Source organism: Effusibacillus consociatus, assembly GCF_042652925.1.
Classification (GTDB): domain Bacteria; phylum Bacillota; class Bacilli; order Tumebacillales; family Effusibacillaceae; genus Effusibacillus; species Effusibacillus consociatus.
On sequence record NZ_JBHSHC010000014.1, the window covers coordinates 62,844 to 76,537 of the forward strand.

At 46.1% G+C, this 13,694-nt stretch carries 13 protein-coding genes; 11 read left to right on the top strand and 2 right to left on the bottom strand.

Translation table 11 applies throughout. The annotated features are described in order from the left end of the window. Positions 1–23: 23 nt before the first annotated feature. From ACFO8Q_RS02145 to ACFO8Q_RS02195, 11 genes are all read left to right on the top strand, one after another. The gene (locus ACFO8Q_RS02145) at positions 24–1,136 is read left to right on the top strand and encodes an APC family permease (RefSeq protein ID WP_380023962.1); all 1,113 of its coding nucleotides are present in this window, start codon (positions 24–26) and stop codon (positions 1,134–1,136) included. A 214-nt stretch (positions 1,137–1,350) separates the two neighbouring features. Further along, positions 1,351–2,709 (top strand): 4-aminobutyrate--2-oxoglutarate transaminase, encoded by a 1,359-nt coding sequence (gabT, locus tag ACFO8Q_RS02150; protein ID WP_380023964.1) that lies wholly within the window; start codon positions 1,351–1,353, stop codon positions 2,707–2,709. A gap of 19 nt (positions 2,710–2,728) precedes the next feature. Then, positions 2,729–4,150: an aldehyde dehydrogenase family protein gene (locus tag ACFO8Q_RS02155; RefSeq protein WP_380023966.1), complete on the top strand. Its 1,422-nt coding sequence runs from the start codon at positions 2,729–2,731 to the stop codon at positions 4,148–4,150. A gap of 286 nt (positions 4,151–4,436) precedes the next feature. Further along, complete coding sequence (locus ACFO8Q_RS02160) at positions 4,437–5,435, top strand: LacI family DNA-binding transcriptional regulator (protein WP_380023967.1); 999 nt, start codon at positions 4,437–4,439, stop codon at positions 5,433–5,435. A 144-nt stretch (positions 5,436–5,579) separates the two neighbouring features. Then, the gene (locus tag ACFO8Q_RS02165) at positions 5,580–6,848 is read left to right on the top strand and encodes an ABC transporter substrate-binding protein (protein WP_380023968.1); all 1,269 of its coding nucleotides are present in this window, start codon (positions 5,580–5,582) and stop codon (positions 6,846–6,848) included. Between the two features lie 54 nt (positions 6,849–6,902). Next, the gene (locus ACFO8Q_RS02170; RefSeq protein ID WP_380023971.1) at positions 6,903–7,778 is read left to right on the top strand and encodes a branched-chain amino acid ABC transporter permease; all 876 of its coding nucleotides are present in this window, start codon (positions 6,903–6,905) and stop codon (positions 7,776–7,778) included. 15 nt (positions 7,779–7,793) lie between these two features. Then, positions 7,794–8,807, top strand: coding sequence for a branched-chain amino acid ABC transporter permease (locus ACFO8Q_RS02175; protein WP_380023973.1), 1,014 nt, complete (start codon positions 7,794–7,796; stop codon positions 8,805–8,807). After that, positions 8,773–9,498 carry an ABC transporter ATP-binding protein gene (locus ACFO8Q_RS02180; protein ID WP_380023974.1) on the top strand — a complete coding sequence of 242 codons (726 nt, stop codon included), beginning with the start codon at positions 8,773–8,775 and terminating at the stop codon, positions 9,496–9,498. Before ACFO8Q_RS02175 ends, ACFO8Q_RS02180 begins: the two co-directional genes overlap by 35 nt. Beyond that, complete coding sequence (locus tag ACFO8Q_RS02185; protein ID WP_380023976.1) at positions 9,491–10,195, top strand: ABC transporter ATP-binding protein; 705 nt, start codon at positions 9,491–9,493, stop codon at positions 10,193–10,195. Before ACFO8Q_RS02180 ends, ACFO8Q_RS02185 begins: the two co-directional genes overlap by 8 nt. A gap of 12 nt (positions 10,196–10,207) precedes the next feature. Continuing rightward, positions 10,208–11,641 (top strand): aldehyde dehydrogenase family protein, encoded by a 1,434-nt coding sequence (locus tag ACFO8Q_RS02190; protein ID WP_380023978.1) that lies wholly within the window; start codon positions 10,208–10,210, stop codon positions 11,639–11,641. Positions 11,642–11,655: 14 nt separating this feature from the next. Further along, positions 11,656–12,813 (top strand): iron-containing alcohol dehydrogenase, encoded by a 1,158-nt coding sequence (locus tag ACFO8Q_RS02195; protein WP_380023980.1) that lies wholly within the window; start codon positions 11,656–11,658, stop codon positions 12,811–12,813. A gap of 169 nt (positions 12,814–12,982) precedes the next feature. Here the strand turns inward: ACFO8Q_RS02195 and ACFO8Q_RS02200 are convergent, their stop codons facing one another. Both ACFO8Q_RS02200 and ACFO8Q_RS02205 read right to left on the bottom strand, forming a co-directional pair. Further along, positions 12,983–13,312 (bottom strand): LysR family transcriptional regulator substrate-binding protein, encoded by a 330-nt coding sequence (locus tag ACFO8Q_RS02200; RefSeq protein WP_380023982.1) that lies wholly within the window; start codon positions 13,310–13,312, stop codon positions 12,983–12,985. After that, the gene (locus tag ACFO8Q_RS02205) at positions 13,309–13,539 is read right to left on the bottom strand and encodes a LysR family transcriptional regulator substrate-binding protein (protein ID WP_380023985.1); all 231 of its coding nucleotides are present in this window, start codon (positions 13,537–13,539) and stop codon (positions 13,309–13,311) included. Before ACFO8Q_RS02205 ends, ACFO8Q_RS02200 begins: the two co-directional genes overlap by 4 nt. Positions 13,540–13,694: the final 155 nt, after the last annotated feature.

A 13,694-nucleotide genomic window follows, 5' to 3' on the forward strand; every position in this document is an offset into this window, starting at 1 on the left:
CACTGTGACAGGGGGCGAAGAAGATGAGCCAAAAGGATGGATTTGTCAAAGTGTTGGGAAGGCTGGACGTATTGGTATTGGCCTTTGGGGCCATGATCGGCTGGGGATGGGTGGTATTGGCCAATGGCTGGGTGCAGTCGGCCGGAGTTCTCGGTTCCTTAATTGCCTTTGTAATCGGAGCTATTATGGTTTTATTTGTAGGTCTTACTTATGCCGAGTTGACATCGGCAATGCCGGAAACGGGCGGCGAACACGTGTATACCCACCGGGCGATGGGGTTAAGATGGTCGTTTATCGCTTCTTGGGCAATTGCTTTGGGGTATATATCGGTTGTCGCTTTTGAAGCGGTGGCATTGCCGACCGTATTGGAATACCTTGTGCCCAATTATAAGGTCGGGCATATGTGGACGGTTGCCGGATGGGATGTTCATGCGTCGTGGGTGGCAGTCGGCATGTTGGGCGCATTTTTCATTACGTGGTTAAATTACGTCGGTGTAAAAACGGCTGCTGTCTTCCAGTTGATTTGCACTGTCGTATTAGGGTTGGCCGGGGTATTGCTGATCACCGGAAGCTTGGTCACTTCGGGAACCCCATCTCCTGCCCCATTGCTGGTGGATGGATGGTCGGGCATTTTTGCGGTTATGGTTATGATCCCGTTCCTGTTTGTCGGATTTGACGTGATCCCGCAAGCTGCCGAGGAAATCAACATTCCCCATAAGCAGATTGGGAATATCTTGATCCTTTCCGTAATTCTGGCCGCTTTGTTTTACATTGGAGTTACTTATGGTGTGGGCCACAGCTTGGGCGCGGAAGAATTGAAAAATACGAAACTTGCTTCGGTTGATGCAATGGCGGCTGTCTTTGGCAGTCCGCTGGCGGCGAAAATCCTGATTCTTGGCGGCATTGGCGGAATCCTGACCAGTTGGAACGCGTTCATGATTGGCGGCAGCCGGATCTTGTACGCGATGGCTGACTCGAATATGATTCCCAAGTGGGTTGCCGTGATGCATCCGAAGTATAAGACTCCCTCCAATGCGATTCTGTTTATCGGTGTACTGTCCATTCTGGCTCCGCTGTTTGGACGGAAGATGCTGGTATGGCTGGTGGATGCCGGCGGCGCTGGTATGGCCGTATGAGTGGTTTATTATCGCCGGTTGGTGGGTGGTTGGATTGATTTACCTGATTCGGATTCCCAATGAAAAACATTCGGTGTACGCGGATCCTTCCGTTTCTGAAACGGGACCAGCCCGGCAATAGTTGGCACAATAATTGCTTGTAAAAGTCAGCATATAAGACAAATTGCTGTCTTACGGTTACACCATATCACTGTTCCACAGGAGGGATTCTTGCATGCAAAGCACAACGAAAAAGTTTATTCAGCTGAATACGTCGATTCCCGGGCCGAAAGCGCAAGAGCTGCTTGAGAAAAAAGAAAAGAATGTACCACGCGGTCCGTTTAACACAGTTCCGACTTTTGCGGAGAAGGGAGAAGGGGCGCTTCTTACCGATGTTGACGGAAATACGTTCATCGATTTCGCCGGGGCAATCGGCAGCTTAAACGCTGGACACTGCCCGCCGAAAGTAGTTGAGGCCTTGAAGGAGCAGCTTGATAAGTATATTCATCCTTGCTTCCACGTCATGATGTATGAACCCTACGTGAAATTGGCGGAAAAACTGAATCAAATGACTCCGGGAACTCATGAAAAGAAAACATTTTTCTTGAACAGCGGGGCGGAAGCGGTTGAAAACGCGGTAAAGATTGCCCGCAAATATACAGGGAGAAAAGCGATCATCTCGTTTGAGAGAGGATTCCATGGACGGACACTGCTCGCCATGTCACTGACGAGTAAGGTAAAGCCCTATAAGTTTGGCTTCGGTCCTTTTGCTCCGGATACCTATAAAATGACATATCCCTATTATTACAGAAGTCCGGAAGGAGTGGCACCTGAACAGCTGGATCGGGAAATCCTCCGTCGTCTGGAAGACTTTTTCCTGTCTGAAGTTCCTGCAGAAGAAGTGGCCGCTATCATTATGGAACCCATCCAGGGAGAAGGCGGATTCATTGTTCCATCGAAAACATTCGTCCAGGGAGTGAAGCAAATCTGCGAAAAGTATGGCATTCTCTTCATCGCGGATGAAGTGCAAACCGGTTTCGGGCGGACCGGACAGATGTTTGCCATGGAACATTTTGATGTTGTTCCGGATTTGATGACAATGTCGAAATCGATTGCAGCCGGTTTGCCAATTAGCGCAGTGACAGGACGGGCCGAGATTATGGACAGTTGTGCACCGGGAGAAATAGGCGGGACTTACGGCGGAAGTCCGCTTGGATGTGTGGCGGCATTGAAAGTTATCGAAATGATGGAAGAAGACGGATTGATTGCCCGGGCGAATGCGATTGGAGAAACAATTCTGTCCCGATTCAGGCAAATGCAGCAAAAATATGCGGTGATTGGCGATGTTCGGGGATTGGGAGCGATGTGCGCTCTGGAAGTCGTGAAAGATCCCATTACGAAAGAGCCGGATAAAGATCTCACAGGCCGGATTATTCAAGAATGCAACCGCCGCGGTGTGATCGTGATGGGGGCGGGGCTGTACGGCAACGTGATTCGAATTCTGTCTCCGTTAGTGATTACCGACGAACAATTGGAAGAAGGCCTTGGTGTCATCGAGAGCGTTTTTGCTGACGTGCTCAATAAGAACAAGTAGAAAGAAAGGAAAAATTCCTATGAAAAAAAGATTATTGATTAACGGAGAATGGGTCGAAGCAAAAAATTACGAGACACTCTATTCACCCTATAATGGGGAACCGATTGCTGAAATACCTGTCGCAACTGTAGAGGAAGTGAATCAGGCGATCGAAGCGGCTTATCAAGCTCGCGGAATCATGGCGAAAATGCCTGCCCATCAACGGGCCCGCATCCTGGAAAAATTGGCCCTCTTGTTGGAACAGCGTGCGGATGAAGCAGCGCAAATCATTGCATTGGAAGCTGCCAAACCGATTACAACGGCAAAAGGAGAGGTGGCGCGAACGGTTCAAACCTATAAGTTTGCGGCGGAAGAAGCAAAGCGAATTCACGGTGAGACACTGCCGCTTGATGCAGCTCCGGGTGGGGAAGGCCGGGTCGCGTATACTGTACGGGAACCGGTTGGAGTGGTCGGTGCCATTACGCCGTTCAATTTTCCGATGAATTTAGTCGCCCACAAAGTGGGACCGGCGATTGCATCCGGAAACACGATTGTGTTAAAGCCGGCCACTCAGACTCCTCTTTCGTCGTTCTTTATTGCAGAACTCTTGCAGGAAGCCGGTTTGCCGGCTGGAGCGTTAAATGTGGTTACCGGAAGCGGCTCGGTTGCAGGGGAGCGAATTGTCACCGATCACCGTGTACAAGTCATTACCTTCACGGGAAGCCCAACTGTCGGCATCGGAATCCGCAACAAAGCGGGACTCAAGCGTGTTACACTGGAGCTTGGCTCTAACTCTGCCGTCATTGTCGATAAAGGGGTCAACATCGACAAAATCATTTCCCGCTGCGTAACCGGGGCTTTTGCCTTCCAAGGCCAGGTCTGCATTTCTCTGCAGCGTGTTTATGTTCACGAAGAAGCATACGACGAATTTGTTGAAAAATTTGTCGAGGCCACAAATAAACTGCAGATCGGTGATCCGCTCAATCCGGCAACAGATCTGTCTGCCTTAATCTCGCCCAAAGATGTGAAACGTTCGCTTGACTGGATTGAGGAAGCAAAACAACAGGGTGCAAAAGTTGCGGCAGGAGGGACTGTCGAGGGGAACATTCTCCGGCCGACAGTGCTGTTGGATGTCGACCCAACCCTGAAAGTATCCTGCCAAGAAGTGTTTGCTCTGATCGTTTTGATCAATAAAATAAAAACAATCGACGAGGCAATTGAGTTGGTGAATGATTCACGTTATGGTCTGCAGGCGGGAATTTACACGGAAAATATTCATGTGGCACTGGATGCAGCCGAGAAACTTCATGTCGGCGGCGTGATGATCAACGACATTCCAACGTTCCGCGTGGATCATATGCCATATGGAGGGGTCAAGGAAAGTGGATTTGGCCGCGAAGGATTGAAATACGCAATTGAAGAAATGACCGAGTTGAAGCTGGTCGTGTTCAATCGCAATTAAGGCAAATGGAAACGAGGGAAAGGTGGGAAACCCCCACCTTTTTTGCAAGCGTATCTTGCCGAATCTTTGAAGTCTATCTAATCTTACTGTTCGATATCGGTAATAATCAAACCGTATTTTTAAACATATGTAGCCAAGAATTCTCCCACTTCAAACCGAAGGTTAAGTGGTGGGCAGTTCACAAAGTTTGTGTTTGCAAGCTAGACAAAAAATTTTTATGAATGTATACTTAAATCAATCTTTGAATACGTATTCAAAATGAAAAGCAGGAAGTAGGTAAGAGGCCATGATATCTTCAAGAGACGTTGCCAAAATGGCCGGTGTGTCTCAATCGACTGTTTCGCGAGTGCTGAATAATCCTGAAAGCGTGAAACCGGATACACGAAACAAGGTGTTGCGTGCTATTGAGGAACTGGGCTATCAACCGAATCTGATTGCTCGCAGTCTTGTAACGAATAGCACACGGACCATAGCCCTTATTTCAGGTACACTCAGCAACGGTTTCTTTGTGGAAACAACGAACTCAATTGTAGATTTGGCCACAAACCGTGGATACAAAACAATGGTGTACTTCGAAGGCGCAATGGCATTACGGGATATTTTCGATTCCATCAGGGGAAATAAGGTGGATGGCATTCTGTTGTCGTCGATCAAGCTTGATGACCCCATGTTTGAGGAAATCGAGAGATCAGGAATTCCCTATATGCTGTTCAACAGACGTCCTCGAAAAGGTGGCAACTATGTAATACTTGACAATTTTTCGGCTGCAGAAATGATTACGCACCATCTTCTTGAGTTGGGCCATCGAAGAATAGCGTACATCTCAGGGGAAACTAATATCTCGACTTTTTTTGAACGTAAAATCGGTTTTGAACAAGTCTTGAGAGAGGCGGGACTTTCACTTCAACCGGATTTGTTCCACGTTTGTGATACAAGTTCGTCTGAAGTTGGGAAGATCACCCTGAAGTTGATGCATATGAGCAATCCGCCCACTGCAATTCTTTGCGCAACGGACGCAATGGCGTTTTCCTGTATGGATGCAGTACTTTCAATGGGACTTCGAATTCCGGAGGATGTCAGTCTTGCCGGAATCGATGACATCAGTATGGCTTCCCATCATGCAATTCAATTAACAAGCGTAGGTCACCATAAATTTAGGATCGGTGAAATAGCGGCGGAAAATCTTATTGAGATGATTGAGCATGGTGTGGAGTCAGATCGTCCGAGACAGATTATACTTCAACCTGAACTTGTCATTCGTAAAACAACCGGTCGAAAAAGATGATTGTTGAACCATTCGCTGTTTTATCTTAGGGGTGAAAGCGCATACAAAGGTTTCTCCGGCCTGATTTTGAATACGTATTCAGAATGCGTATTCAAGAATGAGTCGTTGAACATAAATTTTAAAAGAAATAAGGGGGTTCTTAACTTGAAGAAAGGAATTTTTAAGAAATCACTGGCTTTAGTGGCTGCAGGTTCGTTATTATCCGTCAGTCTAATTGGTTGCGGCAAGCAGGAATCGACTGCCGGCCAAGGTTCCGGAGGTTCCAACGACATTAAAATCGGTGCAATTCTTCCACTAACCGGTGACGCTGCTCCACTCGGAGATCAGTCCAGAAAAGCAATACAATTCGCGGTCGACGAGATCAACGCAAAAGGCGGCATCAAAAGCATGAATGGAGCGAAACTCCAGGTTGTTTGGGGAGACTCCCAAGGAAATCAGCAGGTGGCGCAGTCGGAAACTTCCCGTTTGATCACTCAAGAAAAGGTTGCGTTGATCACGGGAGCATACCAATCGGGCATGACCATACCTGCAAGCCAAGAAGCGGAAAAGCAAAAGAAAATTTGGTTTGCAAGTGTTCCATCTGACGATTTGGTCACCTCTCGCGGACTCAAGTATGTTTTCCGTATTGCGGATACATCTTCGATGCGCGTGAAAACTCAAATTCAATTTTTGAATGATATGAAGAAAAAGTCAGACATTAAATCGATCGCCTTAGTATACGAAAACTCATCTTGGGGACAAGGAGTCGCTAAGTATTGGAAAGAGGAACTCCCGAAAAACGGATACGACATCGTGCTAAATGAAGCGTATGACCGAAAAGCAGCTGATCTGACACCTGTTGTATCAAAAGTAAAAAATGCAAATCCTGACGTTATTTTAATGGTTTCCTATGTCCAGGATGCTACTCTCTTGGCAAAAGGATTTAAGCAACAGCAAGTAAAACCGAAGGCGTTCATTTCGACTTCAGGTGGTACGGCAGATCCGCAATTCCTTAAGAACGCTGGGGAAGACGCTCTAAACTGGTTTGACGTTTCCGCTTGGGAACCGGATGTTAACAGACCGGGAAGCAAAGAGCTTGACAAGAAGTTTGTTGAAAAGTTTGGAACTCATCCATCCGGCGAACAAATCAAGGAATACGCGGGGATTTACACGATCGCAGACGCTTTGGAGCGTGCAAAGTCTACCGATAGTGACAAGCTTCGTGATGCGTTAAAAGCCTCTAATATTACATCTGGCCCGACAGTAATATACACCAAGACGATTCATTTTGATTCCACTCAGACATTACCGGATCCGTCACTTGTCATTGCGCAATTCCAGAAAGTGAACGGCAAAATCGAGCGTGTAACTGTTTACCCGGCATCTGATGCTCGTCAAGGTGCAAATATCGTCTTCCCGTATCAAGCTCAATAAACCAATGGGGCGGGGGTACCCGCCCTCTTTAACCTAAGAGAGGAGGACATCCCATTGCTTCAGGCTGTTGTACAAGGAATCTTAATGGGCAGTGTCTACGGTTTGATTGCGCTTGGTTTAACTCTGATTTTCGGTATCATGCGCGTGATCAACTTTGGACATGGAACCTTTTTGATGATGGCAATGTTTATTTCCTATTTCGGGATTACATTTCTCGGTCTTCATCCTTATCTAACATTGCTGATCGTAGTTCCGGTGATATTTGTTATAGGATATGTAACCAATAGATGGCTCATTCAACCTGTCTTAAACAAGGAGCAAGATGTTCGAGAACCGATCTCCGCTCTTTTATTAACTGCGGCCATTGCGATTGTTATTGAAAATGGGTTTCTCGCCCTGTTTAAAGCGGATTATCGTGTAGCGAAAACATCTTTCTCAGATCAAACGATTCAACTGGGCTCCATTATTATCAACACGCCAAAACTGTATGCCTTTTTCCTGTGTGCCATTGTTACCGTATTGTTCTATCTTTTCATGAATCGGACCGAAATTGGACGAAGAATCCGTGCGGTTGGACAGGATCGAAACGCGGCCAAATTAATGGGTATTTCTGTGGAGAAAACGTTTAGCATTGCATTTGGAGTCGGAATGGCTTTATTAGGCGCTGCAGGCGTCGCGTTACTTCCCTTCAATCAGTTGTACCCGGCTATCGGATCGTTATTTGGGACGATGGCTTTCGTGACAGTTGTTCTGGGGGGGCTTGGCAGCATTCCGGGGGCCATCATCGGCGGACTCCTTATTGGGATTGTAGAATCGGTGTCCTCTTTATATGTGCCTTACACATTGTCTCCAATGATCGTTCTTTACGGATTTTTGATTTTCTTATTTATTCGTCCAAGCGGACTCTTTGGATCTCCGCATGACTGGTAAAAAGGAGTGAGACTGATGAAAAGATTTATGCCTCTGCTTATTGCCGCATTAGTGTTTCTTGTTTTACCAGTCTTTGTCCAAGACGATTATATTTTGCTGGCTTGCATCAACATTTTTCTTTTCGCCTATCTCGCGACCGCTTGGAACATTGTGGGCGGATTTGCAGGACAATTAAGTTTTGGTCACTCTGCCTTTATGGCGATCGGTGGATACATTTCGTCACTCCTTTTTATTCATCTTGGATTGACACCCTGGATCGGGATGATTATAGGTGGAATCGTCAGCGCAATTGTAGCCGTCCTAATCGGGGTCCCTACCTTTAAACTTAAAGGGGCTTATTATGCTATTGCGACAATTGCGTTTTCAGGCGGGTTGCTTACAATCCTAAATACCGTACAGCATATTGGAAAAATTGAACTGGGCGCTTCAGAGGGAATTGTAGTTCCATACAAAAGTGACGCTACGTTCCTTGATTTTCAATTTGTGGAAAAATTACCGTACTACTATATCATTTATGTATTTCTTGCGATCATTCTATTTGTTTCCTGGTACATTGACCGTTCCAAACTTGGGTTCTATCTTACCGCATTGCGCGAAGACGAAGATGCCGCAAAAGCTCTTGGAATTAACACATCTCGTGTAAAGCTTTATGCAGCGGCCATCTCCGCCTTCTTCACAGGCATCGGGGGGACATACTTCGGTCAGCTTACCATGTACATTCTTCCTGATACTATTGCGGGTGCCGGTATGTCGGTACAAATGGTTTTCTTAAGCATTGTAGGTGGCATTGGCACCGTTTTTGGACCGTTTGTTGGTTCTCTTTTCCTTACAACGATCGGAGAAATTACCCGCGTTTCGTTGGGTGACTCCATTCCTGGGCTGCATCTTGTAATTTACGGCACCATCGTAGCGCTTATAATACTGTTTTGCCCGAAAGGCATTTTAGAACCCTTACAAAATCTTCTGTCAAAAAGGAAGGAGCGGAAGGTAATCGATGGGCGTGTTGTTGCAAATCAACGATCTAAATAAAAAATTCGGGGGACTGACCGTAACAAAAAATTTGACACTTTCCATTAACGAGGGGCAAATCTATGGAATTATCGGCCCGAATGGGGCGGGTAAATCCACACTTTTTAACCAAATTTCCGGCTACATTAAACCGGATAGCGGTTCCATCGTGTATAACGGAAAGGATATTACAGGCAAACCGCCTCACGTTCTTTGTCATGAGGGGATCGGAAGAACGTTTCAGATTGTAAAACCGTTTGGCAATAAGACGGTTCTTTATAACGTGGCGGTTGGCGCGTTCGCAAGAACCAATAACCGCAAAGCCGCGTTGGAGAAAGCGGAAGAAGTCATCGAAAAAGCAGGACTAGGCAGTCGCAAAGATGTTCTTGCAAAAAATCTTACAATTGTTGACAGAAAACGTCTTGAAATCGCCAAAGCACTAGCTACGGAACCAAAGCTTCTTTTATTGGATGAAGTGCTTGCAGGGCTTACTCCGAGCGAGGTCGATGATGCAGTAAAACTCATTCGTGAAATTCGTGAATCCGGTGTAACCATTTTAATGATTGAGCATGTCATGCGTGCCGTTATGCAGCTCTGTGAACGGGTATTGGTTATCTCGTACGGTGAAAAGATTGCAGAGGGAACCCCGCAAGATGTAACCCAGGATCCAATAGTAATCGAAGCATATCTGGGGGGTGAAGTTCATGCTTAAAGTAAACAATCTATCTGTACACTACGGTGGCATGCAAGCATTGAGCGGAGCCAGCTTACAAGTTTTCGAAGGGGAAATTGTAAGTATAGTCGGCAGTAATGGTGCAGGGAAATCAACGCTGATCAACTCTATTTCCGGTATGCGGAAGTTAACAAGTGGATCTGTTGAATTTCAGGGTCAAGACATTACAGCAGTTCCGGCACATGAACGGGTGGGTCTCGGAATTGCTCAAGTTCCGGAAGGAAGGCGTTTGTTTCCGCTCATGACTGTGAAAGAGAATCTCCTTCTGGGGTCTACGATTCCGGAAGCGAAAAAACACCGCCAGGAAACATTGGATGAAATCTATGAATTGCTTCCGCGTTTAAAGGAACGAGAAAACCAAATCGCAAAAACTTTAAGCGGCGGAGAACAACAGATGGTGGCAATCGGCCGAGCTCTTATGAGCAGACCGAAACTATTGATGTTTGACGAACCGTCCCTTGGTTTATCCCCTTTGCTGGTGAAGCAGCTTTTTCAATTGATCCAGCAAATCAACAAGGGCGGAATCACCATCATGCTTGTTGAGCAAAACGTGAGACAGACCCTTCAAATCGTGGATCGTTCCTATGTTTTGGAAAATGGATCAATCTCAATTGAAGGAAACGGAACGGACTTACTCAATAACGAACACGTTAAAAAAGCATTCTTGGGAATGTAGGAGGGAAGCAGGATGTATCGATTTGGTTCTTTGATTAACGGTGAAATGCTCGTAGGGGGAGGACGTACGACTTTTGAAGTATGGAATCCCTATAACCAAGAATTGGTTGGAACTGTGGATTTTGCCACTTTGGAAGACGCCAATCATGCGGTAGAAGTCGCTCATCGTGTATTTCATGACACAATGAAGAAGCTTCCTGCTCATGAACGTTCCACAATTCTCCGCAAAGCAGCAGATCTTCTCGAAAATGATTCGGAACGCTTCGCAACTTTGTTGTGTCAAGAAGCGGGAAAACCGATTCGTGACTCACGCGGGGAAGTAGGACGAGCCGTACAAGTTCTCCGTTTTGCCAGCGAAGAAGCAAAAAAGATTACCGGAGAATTGATTCCGCTTGATGCCGCGGTTGGCGGTGAAAACCGTGTGGGTATGTCAAAGAAATACCCTCTTGGAGTCGTATTGGCGATCACACCGTTTAACTTCCCGCTAAATTTGGTGTTGCATAAGTTAGCACCTGCGTTTGCGGCCGGAAATACTGTTGTGTTAAAACCGGCCGAAAAAACTCCTCTCAGCTCCATTTTGTTAGCTGAAGTTTTCGAAAAAGCAGGTCTTCCAAAAGGTGCACTTAACATTGTCATGGGAACCGGTGTTGAATTAGGGGAACCGCTCGTTACGCATCCTCTGGTGAAAAAAGTAACCTTTACCGGAAGCGGCCCGATTGGTTTTAAAATCAAAGAAATGGCAGGAAACAAGAAAGTAACGCTCGAACTTGGCTCCAATTCACCGAACATAATTTTTGCCGACGCAGACCTTGATCTCGCCGCGACGAGCATGGTGAAAGGCGGATTTGCTTTCGCGGGTCAGGCTTGTATTTCCGTACAACGAATCTATGTACAAAAAGAAGTTTTTCAATCATTCCTTGATAGATTTGTACCGCTAGTGGAAGCGCTGAAGGTGGGAGATCCCCTTGATGAAACAACCGATGTAGGTCCGATGATCACTCAGGATGCAGCAAACCGTATCGAGGAATGGGTACATGAAGCGGTAACACAAGGAGCAAAAGTTCTTGCGGGCGGAAAACGTGAAGGACAAAGCTACTTGCCAACCGTTCTGTCTGAAGTAGAACCTTCCATGAAGGTAGTATGCCAAGAAGTTTTCGCTCCTCTTGTTTGCGTTATTCCATTTGAAACCGAAGAAGAAGTGGTTGCCGCTGCCAATAACTCCGATTATGGTCTGCAAGCAGGGGTATTCACCAAAGACATCAACCGTGCGTTCCGACTAGCGGATACACTTGAAACGGGCGGTGTATGGATCAATGAAATTTCAACCGTCCGCTACGACCATATTCCGTATGGCGGCGTGAAACAAAGCGGAATCGGAAAAGAGGGCGTTAAATACGCAATCGAGGATATGATGGAAATCAAATTTATCGGAATCCGACTTTCTTAATAGGAGGCTGCAATATGAGTATCTCGTTTTTCCGAACGCCTGGCGTTCTCATTACTGGCGTAGGTTCTGTTTCACAGATCAGAACCGAAGCCCAAAAGCTAGGAGCAACGAAAATTCTTGTCATTACCGATAAGATTATAAATGAGACAGGTCTTGTCAAAAATGTAACGCAGCACTTTGGCGATATCCCATTTGATATTATCGATCAAGTGATTCCCGAGCCGCCGTTTGAAAATCTAGAAGAAATTGCCGGAACGATTAAAGGAAAAGGATACGATTTATTTGTGGGGGTTGGGGGCGGATCCGCTCTCGACAGCACAAAAGTTCTTTCGATTATCATGACAAACGAAGGGGATGTACGCGATCTCGTCGGAATCGAAAAAGTTCAAAACAAAGGGATTCCGTTCATCTTAATCCCCACCACATCCGGTACTGGCAGCGAAGTGACCTACAACGCGATCTTTACGGATATTCGGGACAACGTGAAAAAGGGAATTGTAAGTCCATATCTCTTGCCCGATGTAGCGATTGTCGACGCAGAAATGACCGTGACATGCCCTCCGAGCGTTACTGCAGCTTCCGGAATGGACGCACTGGTACACGCGGTTGAATCGTACACGGCCATTCGGGCGAGCGAGTTGACCGATGGAATTGCGCTTCAAGCCATCAAACTTGTCTCTCGTTCACTTCGAAATGCTGTCTACAACGGAAAAGACATCAAAGCGAGGGAAGACATGGCGATGGGCAGCCTTCTTGCGGGAATTTCCCTTGGAAATGCAGGGGTAGGTGCCGTTCACGCACTAGCATATCCGTTGGGAGGAAAATTCCATGTCACACATGGTGTATCCAATTCGATGCTGCTTCCTTTTGTGATGAAATACAACGTGGTCTCCAACCTCGAAAAATTTGCGGAAGTCGCAAAAGCCATGGGAGAGAATGTAGAGGGTCTTTCCCTCCGTGAAGCGGCAGATTGTGCGGTTCAAGCAATGGCAAAACTTTCGGAAGACGTGGGAATTCCGAAAATGAAAGAGGTAAAAGGGTTAACGGAGGCAGACATTCCGGCTCTTGCGGAAGAAGCAAGCAAGATCGACCGTCTGTTAAACAATAATCCGCGTTGGTTGACCAAAAGAGAGATTGAACAAATCTATCGTGAAGCGTACGTAGGAGAATAAATAAAAATGGGTATCTCAATCTTTTGAGGTACCCATTTTTTAAAAACATTTATGCATTTATATGCACAAGGGTTATGTAGAAGCAAATGTGATTGCAGTTGTGAGTTATTCGGATAGACAGGAGATGCGCGGGCATATAAGTTTGGAAGTTAGTAATCCGGAAGACTCTCTATGCTTGCTGCAATGAATTTTGGAGGGAGTTAATTAAACTTTCCATTGCTCTGCTTACGTACTCATTCCTTCTTTGTAAAAGTCCGATTGTGACATCAAGTTCCAAATCGTGAGCTGCTTTTACAACTGTCCCTGGCGGTAATGGATTGGTCACGGCCAAGGGGACTATTCCGATACCAAGTCCCTTTTGTACCATCTGTTTAACCGCTTCAACACTTCCAGTTTGGATGACGGGAATCACATTATTGCCTCTTTCCCATAATATTTTTTCCAATTTCCTTCGATAAGCACAATTACGCCCGGTGAGTATTAGGCGTTCACCTTTCAATCGCCTGCACAGATCAGGTTTTTGACTGCTGCAAGCGGATGTGTATCAGGCAACAGCAGACCAAGCTTCTCAGTAAACAATGGATGAAATTTTAGCCCCAGGTCTAAGTCAGGTGCTGTGCAAATACCAATATCCAATTCCCCAGACGACACCCGTTCACTGATTGTAACGGTGTTTCCTATTTCCAGCGTGAGTTTGTACCTTAGGATGTTGATTGCAATAACCAACCAAAATTTCAGGTAAACGTATACTTGCAGTAGGTGCCATCGACCCGATTCGGATATTCCCTGTTTATCCGGTAGTAATATCAGCCATGGTCTGACGGAGGTTTTCTACATTATTCGTTTTTACAAATATATCATTGTCGCTTATCCTATTGTCA